General features: G+C 54.1%; 17 protein-coding genes and 1 pseudogene. 14 read left to right on the plus strand and 4 right to left on the minus strand.

Annotated elements, in window-relative coordinates; translation table 11 throughout:
- Window positions 1-16: 16 nt before the first annotated feature.
- Complete coding sequence (gene dat / locus AC3Y2E_RS17050; RefSeq protein ID WP_379212391.1) at window positions 17-850, minus strand: D-amino-acid transaminase; 834 nt, start codon at window positions 848-850, stop codon at window positions 17-19.
- Window positions 851-1398: 548 nt separating this feature from the next.
- On the opposite strand from dat, the gene AC3Y2E_RS17055 reads away from it, so the two are divergent.
- Window positions 1399-5064: an LAGLIDADG family homing endonuclease gene (locus AC3Y2E_RS17055; RefSeq protein ID WP_379212485.1), complete on the plus strand. Its 3666-nt coding sequence runs from the start codon at window positions 1399-1401 to the stop codon at window positions 5062-5064.
- A gap of 644 nt (window positions 5065-5708) precedes the next feature.
- Here the strand turns inward: AC3Y2E_RS17055 and AC3Y2E_RS17060 are convergent.
- The 3 genes from AC3Y2E_RS17060 to AC3Y2E_RS17070 all read right to left on the minus strand — a co-directional run bounded on the left by AC3Y2E_RS17060 (window position 5709) and on the right by AC3Y2E_RS17070 (window position 7097).
- Window positions 5709-6341: a hypothetical protein gene (locus AC3Y2E_RS17060; protein ID WP_379212393.1), complete on the minus strand. Its 633-nt coding sequence runs from the start codon at window positions 6339-6341 to the stop codon at window positions 5709-5711.
- Window positions 6342-6426: 85 nt separating this feature from the next.
- Entirely contained in the window at window positions 6427-6828 is a 402-nt protein-coding gene (locus AC3Y2E_RS17065; RefSeq protein WP_379212395.1) for a hypothetical protein, read from the minus strand.
- 29 nt (window positions 6829-6857) lie between these two features.
- Window positions 6858-7097 carry a hypothetical protein gene (locus AC3Y2E_RS17070; protein WP_379212397.1) on the minus strand — a complete coding sequence of 80 codons (240 nt, stop codon included), beginning with the start codon at window positions 7095-7097 and terminating at the stop codon, window positions 6858-6860.
- A 613-nt stretch (window positions 7098-7710) separates the two neighbouring features.
- Here AC3Y2E_RS17070 and AC3Y2E_RS17075 point away from each other — a divergent pair.
- From AC3Y2E_RS17075 to AC3Y2E_RS17135, 13 genes and pseudogenes are all read left to right on the plus strand, one after another.
- Window positions 7711-9357 carry an RNA polymerase sigma factor gene (locus tag AC3Y2E_RS17075; RefSeq protein WP_379212399.1) on the plus strand — a complete coding sequence of 549 codons (1647 nt, stop codon included), beginning with the start codon at window positions 7711-7713 and terminating at the stop codon, window positions 9355-9357.
- Between the two features lie 75 nt (window positions 9358-9432).
- Window positions 9433-9624, plus strand: coding sequence for an NAD(P)-dependent oxidoreductase (locus tag AC3Y2E_RS17080; protein ID WP_379212401.1), 192 nt, complete (start codon window positions 9433-9435; stop codon window positions 9622-9624).
- An 11-nt stretch (window positions 9625-9635) separates the two neighbouring features.
- Entirely contained in the window at window positions 9636-9809 is a 174-nt protein-coding gene (locus AC3Y2E_RS17085; protein ID WP_379212403.1) for a hypothetical protein, read from the plus strand.
- Window positions 9810-9831: 22 nt separating this feature from the next.
- Window positions 9832-10008: a hypothetical protein gene (locus tag AC3Y2E_RS17090; RefSeq protein ID WP_379212405.1), complete on the plus strand. Its 177-nt coding sequence runs from the start codon at window positions 9832-9834 to the stop codon at window positions 10006-10008.
- Window positions 9996-10058, plus strand: a pseudogene (locus AC3Y2E_RS17095) (S-layer homology domain-containing protein); the annotation flags it as partial. The gene AC3Y2E_RS17090 and the pseudogene AC3Y2E_RS17095, both read left to right, overlap by 13 nt.
- A gap of 12 nt (window positions 10059-10070) precedes the next feature.
- Window positions 10071-10229 carry a hypothetical protein gene (locus AC3Y2E_RS17100; RefSeq protein ID WP_379212407.1) on the plus strand — a complete coding sequence of 53 codons (159 nt, stop codon included), beginning with the start codon at window positions 10071-10073 and terminating at the stop codon, window positions 10227-10229.
- A gap of 231 nt (window positions 10230-10460) precedes the next feature.
- On the plus strand, window positions 10461-11435 hold the full coding sequence (locus tag AC3Y2E_RS17105; RefSeq protein ID WP_379212409.1) for a M14 family zinc carboxypeptidase: 975 nt from the start codon (window positions 10461-10463) through the stop codon (window positions 11433-11435).
- Between the two features lie 18 nt (window positions 11436-11453).
- A complete protein-coding gene (locus AC3Y2E_RS17110; RefSeq protein WP_379212411.1) occupies window positions 11454-13805 on the plus strand; it encodes an AraC family transcriptional regulator in 2352 nt (783 codons plus the stop codon).
- Window positions 13806-13948: 143 nt separating this feature from the next.
- A complete protein-coding gene (locus AC3Y2E_RS17115; RefSeq protein ID WP_379212413.1) occupies window positions 13949-15538 on the plus strand; it encodes an extracellular solute-binding protein in 1590 nt (529 codons plus the stop codon).
- A gap of 37 nt (window positions 15539-15575) precedes the next feature.
- Entirely contained in the window at window positions 15576-16553 is a 978-nt protein-coding gene (locus tag AC3Y2E_RS17120) for an ABC transporter permease (protein WP_379212416.1), read from the plus strand.
- Between the two features lie 13 nt (window positions 16554-16566).
- Complete coding sequence (locus AC3Y2E_RS17125; RefSeq protein ID WP_379212418.1) at window positions 16567-17448, plus strand: carbohydrate ABC transporter permease; 882 nt, start codon at window positions 16567-16569, stop codon at window positions 17446-17448.
- A 222-nt stretch (window positions 17449-17670) separates the two neighbouring features.
- Window positions 17671-20154 (plus strand): winged helix-turn-helix domain-containing protein, encoded by a 2484-nt coding sequence (locus tag AC3Y2E_RS17130; protein ID WP_379212420.1) that lies wholly within the window; start codon window positions 17671-17673, stop codon window positions 20152-20154.
- A gap of 139 nt (window positions 20155-20293) precedes the next feature.
- Complete coding sequence (locus AC3Y2E_RS17135; RefSeq protein WP_379212422.1) at window positions 20294-24487, plus strand: S-layer homology domain-containing protein; 4194 nt, start codon at window positions 20294-20296, stop codon at window positions 24485-24487.
- The last annotated feature ends 22 nt before the right edge of the window (window positions 24488-24509 follow it).

The following is a 24509-nucleotide window of genomic DNA, read 5'->3' on the forward strand; positions in this document are numbered from 1 at the left end:
GCGTGTCGTCTGTTTCTTAGACCGGGATCGTCTTCTCGAAAGCCGCATGCAGCTTCCTCGTCACCGGCCCCGGCTGGCCGCCGCCAACGGAGACGCCGTCTATCGTTACGATCGGGAACAGCTCCATCGTCGTTCCGGTCAGGAACACTTCATCCGCCTGACGCAGCGTTTCCAGGGAGAAGGCGGTTTCGTGCGCCGGAATTCCGTTCTCTTCCGCAAGCCGCAGCACGACAGCACGGGTAATCCCATGCAAAATGAGATGATCGGCCGGATGGGTCCAAACCTCGCCGTCCTTGACGATCATCAGGTTGGACGCACTGCACTCGGTTACGATGCCGTCCCGGTGAAGGATGACGTCGTCGGCTCCCGCCTCTGCCGCCTCCTGCTTGGCCAGCACGCTGCCGAGCAGATTGAGCGTCTTCAGATCGCAGCGAAGCCAGCGGATATCGGGCAGGGTGATGGCGGAGATCCCGCTTTGCATTTTGCCGACAGGGCGCTCCAGCTCGTTGCAGTAGGCCAGAAGAACCGGCTTCGTCTCGGCCGGCGGAAATGCATGCGATCTTGGGGCGACGCCCCGGGTGATCTGGACGTACAAAATGCCATTGCGGACGCCGGATCGTTCCAGCAGCTCGGTCAGCCGGTCATCGATCGTTTCGATGGGGGCCGGAAGACGCATTTTAACTTCGCGGGCGGTTCGGATAAGCCGTTCGTAGTGGGCCGGTTTCTCGTACAACTGCCCGTTGTATATGCGGAATACTTCATAGATGCCGTCGCCAAAATAATAGCCTCTGTCCATGTAAGAGACGGAAGCTTCGGATTCGGGGAGGAAACGGTCGTCGATCAGGATCAAGGCAGGCACCTCTCTTTTTTGCGGATCTCGTCCGGGAGCCGATCATCAAAGCCCGGGAAGCATATTCAAGCTATCTGTATATCATACTAAATCTGATGAAATTATAGAAGCGAGAGAGGGCGGAAAATGCCGGTTTAAGATTCACATGAAAACGTTTTCCGCATGATCCGGTGGTCGGAATTTCCAAGAAATTTTATTGCCGGAATACCAAAAAAAATCGGAATTTGTCGACAAATCGAAAGGGTGTCCGATCTGAAATAAGGAGCTTTGCGGAGAAAATCGGAGCTATCGGGATGCTAGTCCAATTAATTTCCGCTAATTCATCGATTCGTTAATAGATGCACTAGATCTAGTGTTGTATAATGAAATTCTCACCCATATATTGTGGGGGACATGCAATTGGGGAACGGTTTTACATAGCATGATGAAGAACGGTTTCCGCGCATTTTCGCGCTGATTTCATTTATTCGGGAGGGTTACCATTGGAGACGGTTCAATTGAAACGGCTTGAAGGACTCAGCGAAAAAATATTTCTCGACCGGTATGCGATGAAGGACGCCGACACGGAAAACACGCTTGTCGGAGATCTCGTACTTGTCTTGACGAAGGACGATCCGAAGTTTCCGAGCAAGGAAGTCGGAGAAGTTATCGAACGAAACGGCAGACAAGTCAAGATTCGGCTTCGCAGCGGCGAGTTGTTCGAATCCAGCATAGATAAATTGACCTTGACGAAGGAGAAAACGCCTGAGCAGCTGTGGGATCGTCTGGCGGCGGCGATGGCTTCGGTGGAGACGACTACCGAGAAGCAGAAGGAATGGAAGGACAAGTTCCGCTACATTCTCGACGACTGGAGACTCGTTCCGGGCGGACGGATCGCGGCAGGGGCAGGAGCGAGCGATGAGCTGACGCTGTTTAACTGCTACGTCATTCCTTCGCCTCATGACAGCCGGGGCGGCATCATGGCTACGCTGTCGGAGATGACCGAGATTATGTCGCGCGGAGGCGGTGTGGGCATCAATCTGTCCAGCTTGCGTCCCCGCCGTTCGGTGGTACGCGGCGTGAGCGGATCGTCCAGCGGCGCCGTCTCCTGGGGCGGCCTGTTCAGTTATACGACCGGGCTGATCGAGCAGGGCGGCAGCCGGCGCGGCGCGCTGATGTTGATGATTAACGACTGGCATCCGGATCTGCTTGACTTCATCACCGTCAAGTCGACGATGGGCCAGATTACGAATGCGAACTTGTCCGTTTGCGTCAGCAACGGGTTCATGAAAGCGGTCAAGGAAGATTTGGATTGGGAGCTCGTCTTCCCGGACACGACCGATCCGGAGTACAACGAAATCTGGGACGGCAATCTCGACAAGTGGAAGTCGCTCGGTAAAAAAGTAAAGCCGTTCCGCACCGTTAAAGCGCGCGAAGTGTGGCATACGATTATCGAATCGGCATGGCGCTCCGCGGAGCCGGGCGTCGTGTTCATGGAATATTACAACCAGATGTCGAACAGCTGGTATTTCAACCCGATTATTTGTACGAATCCTTGCTTTCACCCGGAAACTCGCATCTCGACCGAATATGGCCTGATCACGATCGAGCAGTTGTATCAAAAGGTCGGCAGCCAGTCGTTCTTGACGGCAACGGACGATCGCCTCATAAGCCAGGCGGCTGTTGTTAACGGGCGTTCTTATGAAGTACCCGGTGTTACGATGAGGAGATCGACGGTATTCCCGACCGGGGTCAGGCAGACGCTGGTCGTTAGCTTGCGAAACGGCATGGAGTTGAAAGTGACGCCGGAGCATCGCATCTATACGGACAAAGGCTGGAAGGAAGCCAGACACGTAACTGCCGACGACAAGGTGTACATTCAGTCGGGAGCGGGCGCTTTTGCCGCCGAGGATCAGTTGGGCGAAGCGTGGGGAACGTTTCTGGGCTGGCTGACCGGAGACGGCTGGTTGTCTTCGCGGGGCGACATCGGCATGGTATTCGGTCGCGACGATCGCGAGGCAATCCCGGCATTGCTCGCCGCAGGGCGGTCGGTGTCCGGCAACGACGCGAAAGTGTTCGAGCGAAGCAACGGCACCTCGCAAATTTTCTGGTGGAAAAAAGAATTGCGCGAACGTTTGGAGGAATTGGGCGTCAAGCGGGTCAAGTCCCACGAGAAAGAAGTTCCGTCAGCGCTGTTCACCGCATCTCGTTCGACCGTAGTCGCCTTCCTGCAAGCTTTGTTCAGTGCGGACGGAACCGTTTATGACAAGGACGAGATGCATCGGAGCGTCAGACTGACGTCGGCTTCCCGCAAGCTGTTGCAGGACGTGCAGCTTCTTTTGCTCAATCTCGGCATACATGGCCATATTTATGCCCGTCCGAAGGCGAATCAGCGTGCGTTCGCCTATACGACCATCCATGGGGAAGAGCGGGAATATGCCGGCCGCATGTTCTATGAACTGATCCTGAGCGGCAACAACATCGTCGCCTTCAAGGAGCAGGTCGGCTTTGGTCTGATTGGACGCAAACAACAGGCGCTGGAGCGCATCTCGCGGGTATCGAGAAAATCGGAGAAGTTTGTGTCCCAGGTAGAAAGCGTGGAGCCGGGCGAGACGGTAACGGTGTACGATATTACCGAGCCGGTCACGCATTCGCTTATAGCAAACGGGGTAGTCGTCCATAACTGCGGCGAACAGGGCCTTCCCGCATGGGGCGTCTGCAACCTGTCGGCAGTTAATCTGTCCAAGTTTTACGACGAGAAGAACCACGATGTCGCTTGGGACGATCTGGGCAAAACGGTTCGCTATTCGGTCCGTTTCCTGGACAACGTCATCGACCGGACTCCATATCATTTCGAGGAAAACGAAAAGAACCAGAAAAGCGAGCGCCGCGTAGGCCTTGGCACGATGGGACTGGCCGAGCTGATGATCAAGCTGAAGATCCGTTACGGAAGCCCGGAATCGCTCGTGTTCCTGGATAAGCTGTACGGATTTATGGCGAAGGAAGCGTACTTGTCCTCTTCGGAAATCGCCGGAGAGAAAGGCTCTTTCACCGCATTCGACGGCGAGAAGTTTCTGCAGAGCGGCTTCATGAAGCAGATGACGAAGACGTTCCCAGAAGTGGGCAAAGCGATCCGGAGCCAAGGGATGCGCAACGTTACGGTCATTACGCAAGCTCCGACGGGAAGCACCGGAACGATGGTCGGCACATCCACGGGCATTGAGCCTTACTTCGCCTTTGAATATTACCGCCAGAGCCGTCTCGGCTACGACAAGCAGTATGTGCCGATCGCTCAGGAGTACAAGGATCAGCATCCGGACGAGGAACTGCCGGATTACTTCGTCACGGCGATGAGCTTGTCTGCCGAAGACCATATCCGCGCACAGGCGGCCATCCAGACTTGGGTCGACAGCTCGATCTCGAAGACGGCGAACTGCCCGTCCGATTTTACCGTGGAAGAGACGAAGAAGCTGTATGAGCTGGCCTTCGATCTCGGCTGCAAAGGCGTAACGATCTATCGCGACGGCAGCCGCGACGTTCAAGTGCTCTCGACCGAGAAGAAGGAAGACAAGAAAGAAGAGGCGAAGGCGGAACCCGTTCAGGCGGCGGCCGAGCAGCCGTCCGGTTCTTCGGAAGCGGGCGACACGGGGGCGCTGACCCAGCTGTCGTCGACACTGACGACCGGGATCAGTCCGGAGACTCAGCAAGTTTTCGATAAGCAGTACAAAAAACGTCCGCAAATTCTTCGCGGAGCGACTTATAAATTCAACACGCCGTTCGGTATGGCGTACATTACGATCAATGATATGAACGGCACGCCGAGCGAAATCTTCATGAACGTCGGCAAAGCCGGATCGGACGTATTCGCAATGTCCGAAGCGCTCGGCCGCGTCTGCTCCTTGTTCCTCCGCTACGGCGACCACGGCAACAAGGTGGAGCTGCTCGTCAAGCACTTGAAGGGCATCGGCGGCTCCGGCGCCATCGGCTTTGGCCCGAACCGCGTCGAGTCGATCGCCGACGCCGTCGCCAAGGCGCTCGAGATGCACAGCGGCGACGATTCCGAGCCGTATATTACGGCGACGCAGGAAATCACCGCCACCGTCGAATCGGTGAAGCCGTATACGCCGTCCACGAGCACGTCGACCGACCTGTGCCCGTCCTGCGGCTCCGCATCGCTGGTGAACAGCGAAGGCTGCAAAAACTGCGCGAACTGCGGGTATAGCAAGTGTTCTTGATTGGTGGGAGGAAGCACGGGGGAATCCCAACACAAATATACACTAAAGGCAGCTGAGATTTTTTCAGTTGCCTTTTATTTTTTTATCGATGTTATCCTTCAAAAGGTAAGCAAAAGTAAAAATAAAGTTTGAAAATATGGGGTTATATATACCGCAACTAATGATCTAACGAAGTCGAACTCACCGCCAAACTGGGTAATAAATAGTATCCTTCAACCCAAGGCGGCGATGAACATGAATAGCACAAAACGCAAGCAAGCAAAGATCGAATAATGAAACAAAGCCCTGAAAGAAACACCCGATAAACGCCACTACGAAAGTTATCTAGCCGTTCGGCTTCATCTGGAAGGACTCTCGTTTTCGGAAATTGGACAATTGCTTGACCGGGCTCGTCAACCGACCCGCATTTATTGGCAGGATTATCAAAAACACGTCCTTGCTGGACTTGAAATGGATCCTTCTTCTGGTCAACCGTAGTACTCGGTGGACTTTGCTATAAGTAATTTGGTGGCCATTGTGTACAAATAAACATAGGCATGAGAGGAAATATAAGAACCCGGCACCCTATAAGACGAGTTTTTTTGTTAAAATTAATTTTACTCTAGCCAGTTACTTTGCCTACATGGAAGTAATCAAGTTCTGACTCAATTTTTCGAAAGAATTGATCTATAATTAGCTACCATTTCCTTTTTTATCTTTCCATAGGGTTCATAATCCTTCTCCACTGCGATCTCTCTGCCATCTTTGTTGTCTAAGTTATACTTTCCATAATGTGCAGCAGCTATATGGTACTTTTGCTCTTTGGAGTTCCAGTGTAAGAGGAACAGATATTTAAGTCCGGTTTCGGCTTTTCGATAAAACTCTAATGGAGTCTCGACTGTTTTACCTAACTCTTTATCTTGTTTTATGGAAGTAGTCTCGATAATTGGAAGTGTTTGATTTACAATAACTCCTCCTCTAGTATCTTTGAAAATGCGCTCTACTCTAATATCAGTTAGAGTTCGATCTAAAACTATTCGGAGCGGTTCTTCATTGATTATTTGATAAGGTCGGGTATTCGGCAACACGGTTGCCTCTACTACCAAGTGGACGTTGCTATCGTTTAAAAGTTCTTCTGCGCTACTGAAGGGATAAATCCAAGCAGAGTCTGATCTTACTATAATGTTATCTTCCTGATTGTTTTTGTTCCCTAATAAAGAGAATAATGCTACAGAAGTTATGCCAACAAGAGCTAGAATAATTAATATTGTGGTTCTTCTTTTCATTAAATGGGACATTGGCCTTGTCACTCCTTTTGAGGCAATATTAAATATTATTATAAGTGAACTATATTTAGGCAATCAGGGATAATCATTTTGAAATTTATATTTGTGCGTGTTGAATATCTGTCGTTGTGAGTGTTTTCGTTGTACCTCCTGAATTCATGTTGTTAGATCCAGTATGAGCAGGACTATTATCTAAATGACTTACTCCTAGTGCATGCCCAGTTTCATGAGTAACAATGGCGTGTCTCAGATCGGGTCCATATCCGGGTATTGTTGAAATATAAGCATGATATCGGCAGATGCATAAGAGCGTCCGCTCCCGATATGCGCTCCGTCGCCGTGCAGGGTTCTTCGCTTTCTCCATTCCTGCAACGTAGTAGGATACGCCCAACTGCTCGGCGGCTTTCTTTGGTCCAATCTCATCGCTCAATCTTACAGCTTCTTCTTTCGTGATTTTTTCGATCCGTTGATTTTGAGCATGCGATGATTTAAAATTCATAGTAGAGTGTCTCCATTGATATTGGGATTTTAGGTTGATTGACCCGTTGCACCCCAATCATAACGGAGACGCTCCCTTTTTTTCAAAGGCAATTTCTTAGCTTCTACAGGAATGTCCACCACGATATATTCCGGTTCCACCTGCCATACTCCCTCCAATCGCTCTCTTGATATAAAGTTCATTCGACACCCCATTATCAATCTCTTCAGCTCGTAATATACAGACACATTAGCCCGGAAAAATTTATTTTTGTGGTAACCATTTTCCAAAATCTTGGCTCCTATTCTTGAGTACCACCAATAGAGCAGGAGAGTGATGGTTATTGCAGATTATAATGCTACATAATTCCTAACTCTGAAAAATTAACTGCTTGCCCCTTCGGGGCGAAGTTAACAAACATTGTGCATTATTTCACACCTTAAAAATCTAAAAAAACTGTCTTGACATCTTGTAGCACCATAACATGTGATAGTCTTATGACGTCCGCTCGCTGGCCATTAGAAGAATACCAAACCAAAATCAATAGCTCCCGCGCCTTCGCTTGGGCGCTGCTGGCCAAAGAAAATCAAGTATTAGACTGCGGCTGTGTTGTTGAACTAACGTACCTTAGTTGAACGGAAAAAAGTATCTTTATATACTAAAAGTGAGACCTTTAAATCAAGTAATCTTCAGCTTGTTTAATCCTTGTTTCATTTATACTCAACAAAAAGCTCATAACGTCTCTTTAACCATTCAAATGACCTATCCGCGATGTTTGTAATTGTACATGTGTGGGTGATCCGGTAGGACGTCCAAATTTTTTTTGAAAATATCCCAACCTTTATTTCGCCTGGCACACTATTTGATTGTTAGGAATTACAGATGCAACTGCGGAGGCGGAAGATGGATTCGATCGGGCAGAACGGAAAAGAAGCGGCGGAAGCGATTCGGAGCTATGTCAAACCGATTTTCGGTTTTGCGTTGAACCGGGTCAAGCAGCGGGCGGAGGCGGAGGATCTGGCTCAGGAAATTATGCTGCAGTTGTTGAAATCCTTCTCCGGGGTGCGGGACATTCGATGCCTGGAGGCTTACGTCTGGACGGTTGCCCGATACACTTGGGTGAATTGGTTGAAAAAGCGTGCGCACGCTCCCCAAGCGATCGAAATCAACGGCATGTCCGAACTGTCGGCCGACCGTTCCCGGGAGCCGCTTGACCGGCTGCTGGTAACCGAAGCTTACCGCGAGCTGCGCCGTGAAGTCGCGTTTCTGTCCGACATCCATCGCCGGATCGTGGTCATGCATTACTACGACGAGCTTAAAATCGGCGATATCGCGATTGCTCTGAACATTCCTGTCAACACGGTGAAGTGGCATCTGAGCGAGGCCAAAAAGGAGTTAAGGAAAGGGATGAAACGTATACGCGCAACAGGAACTTTGAGTGTCAATCCGGTCAGCATGGGGGAAATGGGCCATTCCGGTTCGGCCGGCAGACTGGGCGAAACCAACGATTTTCTTGGACGCGCCTTGGCGCAAAATATCGTTTACGCGGCTTATCACAAGGCGCGTACCGTCCATCAAATCGCGGAGGAGCTCGGAATGCCGCCGTCTTTGCTGGAAGGCGAAGTCCGGCACCTGGCCGATTACAATTTTCTCGTCCAAACCTCTCCCGGCAAATATCAAAGCAATACCATCGTCTGGGACCTCTTCGAGTTGGCCGTAGCTGGTCATCGATTCTGGCAAGAGTGCGCCGCCGAAGTGGCCGATGTTCATTTCGACGCGTTAATGGAAGTTCGCCGGCAAGTCGAGGATAGCGGAGTGTACGTTCCGGACGGCGACTATAACTTCCTGCTCTGGACCTTGCTGCCCAAGAACGTCGAGGAGCAATCCTGGCGGAGCATGCCGGCGGGCGACAACTTCGATGCGGTCGCGCCGATGCGAAAGGACGGAGGGCAGTATATCGCCTATGCGGCGTTGAACCGGAGCCGCAATGCCGATCCGGGTTTTGATCTGAGTAGTTACGTCACCTTCGGTCCGAGTCTCCGCTACGTCGAAGACAGTCCCTTATACTTGTGGCAATTCAATACGTACTGGAGCGACCGCCAGGTGGATTGGCGTTTCCTGGAATACCGGAATGTCGAGGTTTGCCATGCGTTTCAACAAGGGGAACTGCCTGACAACGAAGGGAACAGCGAGCAATATTCGTTCCTGCTGGAGAAGGGGTACATCCGCAAGACGGAGGAGGGGTACAAGTTCAATGCGGTTTGGATCGACTCTCCGCAAACGCTGGATCGGTTGAACAAGGCAATGCCGGATTTGTCCGCCCTGTATGCGCCTGCTGTCGGCAAGCTCTACGATAAAATGCTCAAGCTGTTCCTGCAAAATCAGCCGAAGCATTTGGAGCCGCAGCTTGCTTACATGGTGAGAGGCAATACCGGCGGAGGCCGGCTGATCGCTTATATTTTGAAGCATTTGATCGATAACGGGAAGTTGAAACCGCCGTTGCCGCACCAGAAGAAGACGATTACAACCTGGATGGGGCCGGTCAAGTAAGTCCGGTTCGGAAATGGATACGAAGAATGGCCGTTCCAGGGTCATGCTGGCCATTTTGCCGGACGGGTATGGTTAATGGGAGGCGCCGGGCTGCTCGACATTCCTTATACCGATATGATCGGCAAAAATTTGCCCGGGTTCCCGCCCATGTACCAAACTCACAACCGGAATCTGGACCGGCTGCGACAGACCAAGCTCGATTGGTCCGTCATGTGTCCGGGAACGATGGTCGAATCGATCTTCGGTCGTCCGTTCGTTTGTATGTGAGCACAGACATTTTGGCCGTGCCTGTTCCGGAGACAATCAAGGACTTCTCCGAAGCCGAAATTGCCGGCCACCTGTTCAGCCGGTTGAAGGAGCTGGATGTCGCTTACGAGGATGTAGCGAACTGTATGCTGTTTAAAGGCAAAAGAGTCGGTCTCGCTTACCACAGCGAGCTGCCGGTATGCTGAGCGCGGAAGGAGACGGCCCTGTATGTTCGGATTGCTGCTCGTTTTGCATATACTCTCGGCGATAGCTTTCACGGGCTCCGCTTTCTTCATCCCTGCCATTCGCAGGTCCGCCAAAACCGCCAGCCAGCTTCGTTTTGTCTTCGATATCACAGACAAGCTTTCCTGGCTGCCTAAAAAATCCAATCGATCTCAAGACTAAGCTATGCGGACGGGACTTTCGGACCGGAACGCAGCATCACCCGCGCTGAGACAGTAGCGATCGTGAGCAGGCTGCTCGGCAGAGCGCCGCTCTCCGGCGCAGCGCCGAAATGGGTCGATGTGCCGCAATACCATTGGGCGTTTGGACTGATTCAGGAAGCATCGGCGGATCATGCTTATGAGGTCAAATCCGGTGTAGAGCAATACATTCCGAAGCTGTAAAAATAATCGGAAAGCAGAGGAACATTTTCTCAGCTTTCTTTTTTTTCGCCTGGCGCGGGCGTCATCTCTGCACCGCTATCGGAAGAATGGAGCATGCATCGGAAGAGCAGGGCATGTCGTCCGACATCCGTACGGGTTAGGATGGAGGTAAACAATAAGGACGAGGAAGGTGAGACCACAATGGCCGAGCATGCCGCAATTCCTGAGTTTTGGAAGACGAGACTAACGGACGTGGAAAGGCAAATACAGGCTGTGCGGGCAGGCGAAACGACGATCGCCGGATATTCCGCAGGGGGACGGCCAATCTACCTGGTGACTTACGGCGAGAAGCAAAATTTCAATCGGCAGGCCAATTACAGCTCGGCTTGCGGGGCTGGCGACGTTCGCTACTACGCGGACAAACGGGAAGACGCCAAACCGGTGCTATACCTGATCGGGGGGGTTCATGGCGGAGAGCTGGAAGGAGTTGCCGCGATTCTGAATTTGATCCAAGTGTTCGAGATCGGGAAGGATTATCGGGGCAGGGAGTGGAACTATCTCTATAACAATCGCGACCGGTTCCGGCTGGTCCTCGTGCCCTGCGCCAACCCGGATGGCCGTGCCCGCGTTCCGGTCGATTCGCTGGTCGGGCTCGACTACGACACGTTCCGCTACTACGTCCAAGGGACCTGGAAGGACGGGACGCTGTGCGGATGGCCGCAGTGCAAAAGCGTCCACCCGATCAAAGAGCATGTCGCTCATCTTGGAGGCTATTTCAACGACGACGGCGTCAATATCGCCTGTGACCGGTTTTACGATCCGTTGGCGAAGGAGACGAAGCTGCTGCTGGAAATTGCGGAACGGGAGGCGGCCGATTTTTGTCTTCACTTGCATGGAGGTGACAACTGTGTGAACCAAATACTTGACACCGCTTACATGCCGAAAAAAGTGCGGAAAGAAACGGTCCGCTTTGCTCAAAACGTTCGCGAGGCGTGTTTGTCCCGCGGGCTTGAGTACTTAGTGAATGCGCGCGAAGAACGGCCGGAGGACCGAGACCGTCCAACCGGGTTAACATTCGACGCCGCCATGCACCACGTATGCGGTGGAATCAGCTGTACGTACGAGACGAACATGGGGCTCGATTTCGGGCGGCTCCGGTGTACGCACGACGAGATTCTGGATCACCATCTGGTATTGTTCGATACGTTGTTTCGATTCTACGAATAAACAGGCGGTGGCTCCGACATGAAGCGAAAAATGAGTTTTTTTGCGGCGATGCTGCTGGCCTTGATTCTCGTCCTGCTCTTCCCGACGCTATTGACGATCGCTTTGTACCAAAACATGCAGGGGATTCTTAAAGAGGACGTGAACCGGTCGAATACGGCCATGCTTAAACAAATCAGTATGATGATGGACAGCCGGCTGCGGGAAGTAGAGCAGCTGGCTATTAAAGTTTCGTTCCGGCCCAAAATCGAGCTGCTGCTCGGCCGCTCCAAGGCAATGGGCCCGCCGACCCCATACGATTACAAAGAAGTCAGGGACTCGCTGGCGCACTATTCGATGGCTAACGAGTTCATCGAAGAGCAGTATGTGTATTTTCGCGAACAGGACACGATCGTGACGCCGACGATCAAAAGCGACGCCGGTGTGTTCTACGAAAATTTCTATAAATATGACGGCATTACCGAGGAGCAGTGGCGGGGATTTCTGCGGAGCAGGGGGCCCGAAGCGCTGTACTTGCCGGTGATGGCGGTCACAGAAAAAGGCCGGCAGGAAGTCCCGGAACGCGTAATTACTTACATTCGACCGATCCCGTACGGGGAGAGCGGTTCGTCGCAAGGTGCGTTTGTCGTCCTCATTCAAGAGAAGCGCATCCGGGAGCTGCTGGAAAATCTCACGGGGGCACACCAAGCCAAACTATTTATCGCGGACAAGACGGGACGGTTGCTGGCGGAGTACAGCGGTGACGATCGGCTGGATAGTCTGAATTTCGTCGAAGTGATGTTCCCCTTATCGGTACAGCCGACAGCCGGCGAAGCTTCATTCGTATCCGAAATCGGTGGGGAGGAGCTGACGGTTACGACGGTCGTCTCTCCGGAGACGGGTTGGCGGTACGTCTCTCTCGTGCCGAAGGCGACGTTGATGGAAACGGTACACGGGGTGCAGTCGCTGGCCCTGACGCTGCTAGGCATCTGCTTGCTGCTCGGGACCGGAGGAGCGTACGTTCTGGCCAAGCGGTTGTACAGACCGATCAACCGGCTGGTCGATTCCATTGTGAAACGCGAGGAGGGGGCCGACCGAAAGCGTCGGAGCGAGTTCCTGCTGATCGAAGAGACGCTATCGCTTACTTGGCGTTCCCGGGAGGAGCTGCAGACGCTGCTGGATCGCCAAGCTCCGGCAATTCAAGCGAATTTTCTCAACCGGCTGCTTCGCGGGCTGGTCGATCCGAAGACGATGAACGCGGAGTCGCTGCAGTTCGTTGGGCTCCGGTTCGTGTCCGACCAATTCGCGGTTATCGTTGTGGATGTGGACGACTTCCGGAAATTCCCTGGCGAAGACGACGAACGGCAATGGGCGATGGTCCGGTTCGTCGTGACCAATGTCAGCCAAGAGCTGTTCGGCGCGCGGCAACATGTATACGTCGTCGAGACGGATCGGAGCCGGCTCGTATTGCTAGTGAATCTGAAGACCGATCATATGGTGGAGCCTGCGATTCTGTTGGAATCGGCTATCGAGAATCTGAAGGTGTTCGTCGACCGCAAGTTCGGCATCGCGGCAAGCATCGGCGTCAGTAACGTCAAGAACGGGTTCCCCGAGATCCGCGCTTGTCTGAACGAAGCGATGGCGGCCGTCGATTACCGGATTGTGAAAGGGAAAAATCGGGTGACGCATTATCGCGAAATCGACCAGGCCCAGGCCCGTTATCATTACCCGCTCGACGTGGAGCTGCAGCTGGCTAACGCGATCCGTGCCGGCGACTATGAGCAGGCCGAGTTTGTTCTGAATCACGTGGACGAAATGAATTTTAAATCGCGGCAAATTTCGCTCGAGATGGGCCGGCTGCTGTATTTTAATATGATGAGCACCCTGATCCAAATCTGGAACGACGCGCCGGATCGGATACGTTCAGCATTCAAGAACGATTTCGACCCGCTTGCCGAACTGTCGGACTGCTCGACGCTTGGCGAGATGCAGGAGAAGATCCGCGACATTTACCGAAAAATCTGCGAAGGCGTGGAATCTGCACAGCAGGACCCTGGGACGGTTCTTGCGGATCGAATCGCCGCCTATATCGACGAGCGGTACGCGGACAACTCGCTTAGCCTGATCTCCATCGCCGATCACTTCCGGCTGACGCCGCAGTATGTGTCCGGCTTTTTCAAAAAGTACAAAGGCATTAATCTTGCCGATTATTTGGCGCGGGTGCGCATAGAGCACGCGAAGCGGCTGCTGCGCGATGAAACGCTCAGCTTGAACCGGATCGCGGAGTCGGTCGGATACGCCAAGGATGCCGGCTTGATCCGCGTATTCAAGAAATACGTCGGCGTCACACCGGGAAAATATCGGGAGCATCTTAAAAATGAAGAAATGGCATGAACGAATGCCTATTGGAATATGAAGTTCAGCGCACGGAACGGAAGCTTGGAGCATAGGCGCAGATGGCGGGCTGAGGCATGATGGAGTCGGGGGAGCGCAAAGCGTACCTCGTATCCTATCCAATCTTGAGGAGGATTCAAAAAATGAAAGGGACGTTCAGCAAAAAGAAGTGGGTGAGGGCAGCTGTTGCGATGCCGCTCATCGGGGCTCTCGCAGGCTGCAGCTCGGACGCTGGCACAGGAAGCTCGCCATCGCCGTCGTCAACGGCGCCGCAGTCGGCTCAGACGCCAGCTCCTGTTGAAAAAATCGACAAGCTGAAGTATTGGGTGTATCTGAACAGCAATGCGGGGGCTTCGATTAAAAACCTCAGCGAACACGGCGTCTATAAAAAAAAGCAAGAAAAAACAGGAGTAGTCGCCGAGTTCATTCATCCGCAGAGCGACGAGGCGTTCAGCCTAATGATGGCGTCCAAGGATTTGCCGGATATCATCGAGGCTGGATGGATCAGCTTGCCCGGCGGACCGGAGAAGTACATCAAGGACGGCAAAATCATTCGGCTGAATGATTACATCGATAAGTACGCGCCGAATCTAACCAAGCTGCTGAAAGAAAATCCGGAGATGAAAAAGTTGATCAGCACGGACAGCGGTGCGATTTACTCCTTCCCGTTCTATCGCGGGGACCCGTTCCTGCTGACGTTCATGGGCATCGCTATACGTCAGGACTGGCTGAACAATCTGGGCCTCAAGACTCCGGAAACGATCGATGAATGGTACACGGTGTTGAAAGCGTTTAAAACGGGGGATCCGAACAAAAACGGCAAAGCGGACGAAGTGCCTCTGTACTACAAGTGGGATCAGTTGGGCTTCCAATCGGCCTGGGGCATCCTGAACGAGTTCTACCAAGAAAACGGCAAAGTGAAATACGGCATGCTGGAGCCCCAGTTCAAAGAATACATCGCCATGCTGAACAAATGGTACAAGGAAGGACTTATCGATCCCGACTACGCTACGATGGACTCGAAGCTGCGGGACGCCAAGCTGACCGGCGATCAACTCGGCGCTCACGTGCAATACACGGTCGGGCGTTACAATGCGCTGATGGAGGGCAAACACCCGACATTCGAGATGAAGGCGGCCCCGTATCCGGTGATGACCAAAGGCACGAAACCGATCATCGGACAGAAAGATCCAGCCTTTACAGGAACCGGTGCCGCCATCACGACGTCGGCTAAGAACATTCCGGCCCTCGTGCAATGGATGGACTTCAACTACGGACCGGAAGGCCACATGTTATTCAACTTCGGCATCGAAGGCGAAACGTACAAGATGGAGAACAACTATCCGAAGTTCATTCCGGAAGCGCTTCATGACAATAACCTGATGGGTAGGATGACGCTATCTTCCGCGTACGGTCCTTTCGTTCAAGACAAACGCTGGATGGAGCAGAAATCGGCGACGTCCAGAAACGGCAGCCATTCGCTTGATCTCTGGATGAACGCGGAAAACCAAAAGCATCTTCCGCGTCTGACGCCGACTCCGGAGGAAAGCTCCGAATACGCGTCGATCATGAACGACATCAAGACGTTCTCCAAAGAAATGCTTGACAAGTTCGTCATGGGCGTGGAGCCGATGGACAAATTCGACTCCTTCGTCAAAACGCTGAAAAATATGGGAATCGAGCGAGCAATCGCGATTCAGCAAGCGGCTCTGCAGCGTTTTAACGCAAGATAACACCGGACAAATTTCATACAGGGAAACGGAGACAACCATGCGACTGCCTAACCAATGGAGAAGCAGCACGCCGGGACAGGCGGAGGGCGGCGAAGCCGTCCTTCCGCCATATGGTGTGCGGCTGTTACGGGACTTGCGACGGAACCGATTTGTTTATATGATGGCCCTTCCCGTCGTTGCATATTACATTATCTTCCATTACATGCCTATCTATGGATTGCAAATCGCCTTTCGAGACTATAGTCCGAGTATAGGGTTTCTGCAAAGCCCTTTTGTTGGCTTCAAACATTTTCTTGCCTTCTTTGACAGCTACTATTTTTGGCGGCTCATCAAAAACACGCTGCTAATCAACGTTTATGAGCTCCTCTTCGGCTTTCCGATGCCGATTGTATTCGCTCTGCTGCTGAACGAAATTCGCTTGAGCCTGTTCAAGCGGCTTGTGCAGACGATTTCGTATTTGCCCCACTTCATCTCGGTGGTCATCATCGCCGGCATGATTACGGACTTCACGACGCGCGACGGGTTGATTAATCAGCTGATCGTGATGTTCGGCGGCGATGCGATTCCGTTCCTCCAGAAGCCCGAGTGGTTCAAAACGATTTACGTAGGCTCCGGCATCTGGCAGGGGCTCGGCTGGTCGGCGATTATCTACTTGGCCGCGATCGCGAATATCGATCCGACGCTTTACGAAGCAGCCAAGGTCGACGGCGCGGGCCGCTTGAAGATGGCGCTGCATATTACGCTGCCCGGCATTTTGCCGATTGTAATCATTATGCTGATCCTGAACTTCGGTTCCATGATGAGCGTCGGTCACGAGAAAATTATCCTGCTGTACAATCCGCTCACTTACTCGAGCGCCGATGTTATCTCGACCTACGTCTACCGCAAGGGCATTCTGGAGTCGAGCTACAGCTTCAGTACGGCGGTCTCGCTGTTCAACTCCGTCATCAACTTCACGCTGTTGGTTCTTGCCAACAAGATCAGCCGACGCGTGTCGGAGACGAGCTTATGGTAAGGGGGCAGGCACGATGAAAACCCGGCGCAGCGTCGGCGAGCTCTCCTTCGATATGCTTAATGTGTTGTTTATGCTGTTGATTATGGCTTCCACGTTATACCCGTTCATATACATCGCTTTTGCATCGGTCAGCGATGCCGTCGAGTTGACGAAACATCGGGGGATTTTGTTCAACCCGTTGGGCTTCTCTTTGGACGCTTACAAAACCGTATTTGCCAATGAACGCATCATCACCGGCTATCAGAATACGATCTTTTACGTGATCGTCGGCACGCTGTTTAATCTGTTTATGACAAGCCTGGGCGCGTATGTGCTGTCCCGCCGGAATTTGATGCTCAAGAATCCGCTGATGCTGATGATCACAATCACGATGTTTTTCGGCGGCGGCCTCATTCCGATGTTCCTGTTGATCAACGATCTCGGTCTCTACAATACCCGTTGGGCGCTCATTATCCCGGGTGCGATAAGCACCTGGAATCTGATCGTCATGAGAACTTCGTTCCTGGGGGTTCCGCAGAGTCTCGAGGAATCGGCGAAGATCGATGGCGCAACTGATTTTACGATCCTGTTTCGCGTGATCATCCCGTTATCGCTGCCGGTTATGGCCGTCATGTCGTTGTTTTATGCCGTCGGCCACTGGAACTCGTACTTCGGGGCCTTGATCTACTTGACGGACGCCAAGCTATTCCCGCTCCAGCTCGTCCTGAGGGAAGTGCTGCTATCGAACAGCATGGAAGAGATGCTGACCGGCATCAGCCAGACTGACCGGTATCAGGTTGCCTTGACGATCAAATACGCGACGGTAATGGTAGCAACCTTACCGATCTTACTCTTATATCCATTTTTGCAAAAATATTTTGTAAAGGGCGTTTTGGTCGGCTCTTTGAAAGAGTAGAAGAAGCGGCGCGGTTTTTTATTAACATTTCGAATCCTTCTCCAAGTTCGACATGTTAATATAGAAAATACGATACGAATCTTTTGCTTGGGAAAGGACCGGAGGATGACGAGCGATTGGAACGGCAACAGACCTGGGATTCTCTTATCGAAATTACGGGTTCCGCATCCGGCTGCCCAATCCGTGTCTCGACCTCATTTGATCGCGCGATTGAATGAGGGTATGGCCGGGAGAGCGACATTTCTGACCGCGCCGGCGGGGTACGGCAAAACAACCTTGGTCAGCGAATGGGCGCGTCAAACGGAAGTTCCCGTCGGTTGGTTGTCGCTGGACGAAAAGGATAACGATCTGGTCCGGTTTTGGCGTTATGTCACTACTTCCATCGAGATGGCGATCGGAGAGCTGCCGGGCCCGGTCCATGCCGCGGCTGATGCACTGAAGCCCGGACAGTCCGAGCCGTTTCTTGTGAATTTGCTGAACGAATTGAACCGCCTGAAGAATCCGCTCGCGCTGATCTGGGACGATTGGCACCTGATCGTGGAACCGGAGATCGCCGAATCCGTCTCCTTCTTCCTGGAATATTTGCCTCCTTCCGTGCACCTGCTATTCGCAAGCCGTGCCTTGACTAGGATTACCAAGGCGAGATGGCGGAGCCGGGACTGGATCCAAGAAATCGATGCCGATCAGATGCGGTTTGATATGCGGGAGACGGTGGATTTCTTCCGGATTTATGCCGGGCGAGACCTGCGAAGGGAGCAGATCGAGCGGTGTCTCGCCGAGACCGAGGGCTGGGTGACCGGCCTGAAGCTGATCGCGCTGTCTTGGAGACAGGGAGGACGAACGGACACCGGCAAGAGGGGCCATTCTCCAGCAGGAGGCAGCTTGGAACGGTATTTGCTGGAGGAAGTGTTCGAAGCTTTGGACGAGCGGACCCGGCGCTTCTTGCTGGATGTGTCGGTTCTTGAGCGTATGAACGGTCCCCTGTGCGAAGCGCTGGGAGGGGAGAACGGCTCAGTGAAGCTCGCGGAACTGGCGGACCTCGGCCTGTTTTTGGTCCCGCAGGATGACCGCAAGATGTGGTACCGGTTCCACCACTTGTTCGGAGAGTTTTTGCGGAATCGGCTGAAGCTCCAGGATCCCGGTAGAACCGCCTTTTTGTTCCGAACCGCCGCCGTATGGTGCGAAGGACAGGAGATGCTCGAGGAAGCGGTCGATTATTATTTGGCCGGGCAGCAGTATGAGGAAGCCATGCGCTTGCTGGAACGGATGCGCAGCGTCATGATTCGTCGGGAGTTCCAGGCAATCAGGTCGTGGTTGTCGAAGATTCCCGAGCAAATGTTGATGCAGCGGCCCTACCTGTACTTTTCGTATATTTTCTCGCTATTGTGGGCGCATGATGTTGATACGGCGGATCGGCATATACGGCTGGCCGGGCAGCATTACGAGGAAGCTTCGTCAAGCTGGGGGGAGGAAGAGAAGAACCGTTATCTGGGTTACTTGTATTACGTTCGCAATTTCAAGGCGACCCAGTACGATATGGACATGTTCCGAGGCCTGGAGTATATCCGCTTATCGCTCCGACATAGTCCCGAAGGAACGGATCTGATCTTCGCGTCTCCCTATATGCCGCTGGCTCCGTCGGTTTTCCGCTCGTATAACGGGAAGCGGGGCAAGCATCTGCCTAGGGGCCTGTCGGACGACTTTTTCGCGAGTATGATCGAATTCATGGGGCTGATGGGGTTGCAGGACTTGACTGTGATCTGCTACGGGGAATTGCTGTATGAGCGGAACGAATTAGAGCGGGCGGAGAAATATTTGAAGCAAGGGCTCGCGGGCGGCAGCCACGAGGGTTATCAGCCGGAAAAGGCTTACGTCCCCGCATGTCTGTTCCTGTCGCGGATCGGAAGAGCGAGGCTGGACGCCGCTCAAGCGGAAAAATGGCTGGAAGAGGCTTACGCCAGAGCTCTGAGGGACGGATCCGAATCAGCGCCGATTCTCCTGGAAGCGGAAATGGCCGCTCTGAGGCTCGAACAGGGGGACCTTACGGAGGCCGTCCGGTGGAAGGAACGGTACAAGCTCTCCGCGGACGATCCGGTGTCCGTGTATCAGCTGTTCGTTTACGTCTTCCTCGTCCGGGTGCTACTAGAAACGGGCGAGCGGCAAGCGGCGTGGGTGTTGTCGGAGAAGCTGTTCTCCATCGCGGTAAAGGGCCATCGTCCGATGGATGCATTGGATCTCCAAATTATGCAAGCAATGATGCTGCAGCGCACGGACAAGACGGAGGAGGCGTTGCTCAAGCTGGAAGAGGCGCTGCGGCACGCCGAGCCGGACGAATACGTCCGCGTGTTCCTCGACAAGGGAAAGCCGGTCGCGGAGCTGCTCGCGGAATACGTGCGGCAGCGCCAAAGAGGGGGCATCCGGGACCGGAACCTGCCCGCTCTCGCCTACGTGCGTAAAATCTTGGCCTGTTACGGCGGAACGACCGATTCGCTGAACATCTCGCCGGCCGCCCTGGAGACGCTTCTGACACCGAAGGAGTTCGCGATTTTCCGCCACATGGAAAAGGGCATGGACAATGCGACGATCGCCGCAACGCTCGGAATCGTCATGGGCACCCTAAAAGCCCACATAAACCGCATTTACAGCAAGCTGCAGGTGAAAAACCGCTTGGAGGCGATCAAGCGTGGGCGAGAGCTGCGGGGCTGACGCTGATACTACTGAGTTCGTTCCAATCTTCTATAACCGGGGCTATAACCGCGGTTAGTTTCGATAGCCGAAGCGATCTTTTATAATTTCTGTTGATTGCTTTTCCACTATCGAATGAGAGAAGGAAGGATCGGATGGAATGAAACGCGTTTTCGTATGGTTTATGGTTCTGTTGCTGGTGTTTGGTATCCTGCCAATATCCGTTTTCGCGGATTCGGAAGGAACCGCGATGGCCGGCAGCGGGTCTGCGGAGGATCCCTTTATTGTCACGACGATGGATCAGTTGAGCCGCGTGCGGAACAACTTGACGGCGCACTATCGGCTTGGCGCGGATATCAACGCTTCGGAGACGGCGGATTGGGATGGCGGAGCGGGCTGGGAGCCGATTGGGGAAAGAGGTAGCGGGAGCAGCTCCACGCAATTCACGGGGGTGTTCGACGGAGCGGGGCATGTCATCCGAAATCTGACGATCAACCGGCCGTCTCAGGATGGCGTCGGTCTGTTCGGCATGATCGGTTCGGGAGGGGTGGTCCGGAATCTTCGCCTTGAAGGAGGATCCATTACCGGGGGCAATTTTACCGGCGCTCTGTCGGGGAACAATAGCGGGACGGTCGAGCGATCCCACGCAAGCGCCGATGTCAAGGGGCGAGGAGTGGTCGGAGGTCTGATTGGCTATGATAATGGCCGGATCAGCGCTTCATTCGTCACGGGCGACGTTGCCGGAACCGATAACGTCGGAGGATTGGCAGGGCGCAGCGACGGAACGGTAACGGAATCGCATGCGACCGGGCATGTGGACGGACGCAACATCGTTGGCGGACTTGTCGGGTTGAAGGAAGGAGGAGACCTGAATCGGACCTATTTCGCCGGTACGGTTAACGGCAGCGGTTATTATGTAGGCGGATTGGCAGGTTCTCTGAATGGCGGGGACATTCGTCTGTCTTACAATATTGGTTCCGTGAGCGGAGACCATGTGGTCGGGGGTTTGGTAGGGATCACGACTTATGGACACGTCGGCTATTCCTATTCCACCGGTCCGGTAAGCGCCGTCGCAGGCGATGTCGGCGGGGCGCTCGGCGCCAATAACGGCGCCATGATGGAATATAACTACTGGGATGCGGAGACTTCCGGGCAGAGCAGCGGTTGCGGCTACAACAACGACGATTATGGGGGATTTTGCGTCGCTGCGAGCTTAATGACAGCGCAGGCGCTCAGCCAAGCGAGCTATTCGGGGTTCGATTTCACCGCGGACTGGTTCATGGTCGACGGAGCGACCCGCCCCTTCCACCGGACGGAATGGTCGCGGGCGATTGGCAACGCCCATCAGCTGCAGTTGATGGCGATGGATCCGTCGGCGGGGTATGCGCTCGCGGGCAATATCGATTTCGGCACTACGTTCACGGATGGCAGCCGGGCGGATATGTGGGCAACGAGCGTCGGAGCAGGGGCTGGATTCGCACCGGTCGGCGATCCGGCACTGGGGCCCTTCGTGGGCCGAATTGACGGTAAAGGGCATGTGGTCCGCGGATTAATCATCAACCGCCCGGGAGCCGGCCAGGTCGGCTTGATTGGTTACCTGGGCGCTGGAGGCCTGGTACGCGACATAGGAGTGGATGGCGGCAGCATCCGCGGAGGATCTTCAACCGGCGGATTGGTCGGCGATAACAGCGGAGGGACGGTCGAACTGGCTTTTTCGACGGCCGACGTTAGCGGCGGCAACAATGTCGGGGGTCTTGTAGGCAATATGTTTCCCGGCGTAGTCAGGCAGTCCTATTCGACAGGCGACGTTTCCGGCTCGTATGCAGTTGGCGGACTGGTGGGCCGCGCCGATCTGGGAAGTCTGGTCGAGGATGCTTACGCCATCGGTTCGGCCGCGGGGAACGCGGAAGTCGGCGGGCTGATCGGACGGCATGTCGGTGCGGTCAATCGAGCTTATGCCGCAGGTCATGTCTCGGGCTCAGGTTCGGGGATCGGAGGGTTAGTGGGGAGGGACTTTAGCCCGACCTCCATCGTGACTTCGGGCTACTTCGATTCCGCAAGGACAGGCGGAGGAGCCGGCAATACGACTGCGACCATGAAGCGGAAGTCGACTTTTGCGGGTTGGGATTTCAACGAGACCTGGACGATCGAGGAAGGGATAACTTACCCCGCCTTGCAAGGAATTACAGCGAATTTCGGCATGGATGCGGCTCCCCCGGCAATCGTGGTTATGCGGGTCGAACAGCCGGATCGCATCCTGTTGACGTTCGATGAAGTGGTGAACATGCGATCTTCGCTTGGATTTTCGGTTCAAGTGGACGGCGTTAACGCCACGGTTGTCGGTGTCGTAAAGACCGGGGCAAGAACTGTTGAGGTGACCGTAAGCGAACAATTGCGGAGCGGTCAAGACATAAAGCTGTCGTACGACTCGCAAGTGGGAAGTATCGTCGACCTGGCGAATCACCCTTTGCTCAGCGTGACGGATCAACCCTGGCCGCCGGAAATCTCGGTCTCGATGACAACGGCGGATGGAAATGAATATCAAGACGGAACATGGACGAACCAATCGGTTACGGTGAGTGCATCGGTTTATGAGGTTAAAGGGGCGGTTACCGAGTTTGTTTACTCGTTGGATGGCGGCGAGACATGGAAGATGGTTATGTCAAGCATCAAGCTGCAGGAGGACGGCGTACATGTCCTCGATTTCAAGGCGGTCGATGCGGTGGGCATGGAAGCGGCGGAACGACGCACGGTGAAAATCAGCAGCAGCGGGCTGACGTTGATTCCGACGATGGTAAAGGCGGACGGAAGCGCTTATGCGGCAGGCGAATGGACGAATCAGAGCGTAACCGTCAGCGTGTACGCCGAGGGGGGAGCCGGCAGGGTCGTCTCGTTGACCTATACCGTGGATGGAGGGTCCTCGCAGACTTACGCGAACGGTACTCCGATTGAATTCGCGGAGGACGGCGACCACACGATTGTCTTCCAAGCGGAGGATGAGGCCGGCCATAGGCTGTCCGACGAGCTGAAGGTGAAGATCGATCGGTCGCTTCCTTCCGTGGCGTTCTCCCCGAACGGCCGGGAATCCACGGCCCCATCCGCTTCATCCCGGACGACGGTAGTGGACGCCGGGAGCGGAATCGACGCTTCCACGCTTCAATATGCTTGGTCTACGGATCCATCCGATCCCACGGAAGGCTGGATGTCGTTTGCCAGCGGTGCCGATTTGACGAAGAGCGGAACGGCCGGCGACTGGTACCTGCACGTGAGAGCGGCGGATCTAGCGGGTAACGGAACGGCAGCCGTATCGAATCGGTTCCGCCTGGGCCAGCCGAACAGCAGCCCGGATCCGTTAACGGACAACACGGACTCGATCGGACTGAATGGCGGCTCGGCGCCATTGCCGAACAACTCGTACCTCATCGGATGGAACGGCGGCTTGGTGAAGTTCGACGGCGGAGAAATCGCGTTTACCGCCGGTGCGATGGACCGCCCTTTTCAATTGACGGTTGATGTAATTGCCGATACGGATGCCCTCCCGTTGTCCGGTGCCGAAAATCTGGCCAGCCGAGTATTCGAGTTCAGGAAAGACTTGCCGGGGGATTTCCTCGTCAACGTGACCGTCAAGCTGCGCCTGAACGCCGATGTTGCCCGGCGGGACGGCATTCAGATTCTGCTCTGCTGGCTGAACGAGGAAACCGGGCAATGGGTTGCGCTTGGCGACCCTAAAATCGACCTCAAGAACGGCACGGTCAGCGGCACGACCAACCATTTCACGAAGTTCGCGGCCATCGCCCGCACGATCAGTAACCACGAACCTTCAGCCGCATTTACGGATATCCGGGACCATTGGGCTGGGGAAACGATCCAGCGTCTCGCGGGAAGCGGGGTAGTTAACGGCTATCCGAACGGCACGTTCCGGCCGGACCGTCCGATTACTCGGGCGGAGTTCGTTTCGATCCTGACTGCGGCCCTTCGTTGGAAACCAAGGGCCGATAAAACGTTTGCCGACACGGAGAACCATTGGGCCCGGGTGGCTGTATCCACGGCATTCGCCAATGGTATGATTCAGGGATACGACGACAATACGTTCGCACCGGATCAACCCCTCACGAGGGAGGAGATGGCGGTGATGGCGGCGAATGCCTTACATTTGGAAAATCTGCAGGTCGTTCTGTCCTTCGGGGACGGGGATCAGATCTCGTGGTGGGCAAAAGATGCTATCGAAGCCGCGGCAGAACGGGGGATTCTCTCGGGATACCCGGACCGTACGGTGAAGCCTCATGCCCAAGCGACTCGGGCGGAAGCGGTCATGGTGATTGGGCGAATTATTAAAATGATCGAAGGCAAGTAGAAGACGAAACGAGAAAATGGCC

Source organism: Paenibacillus sp. MAH-35, from assembly GCF_058135425.1.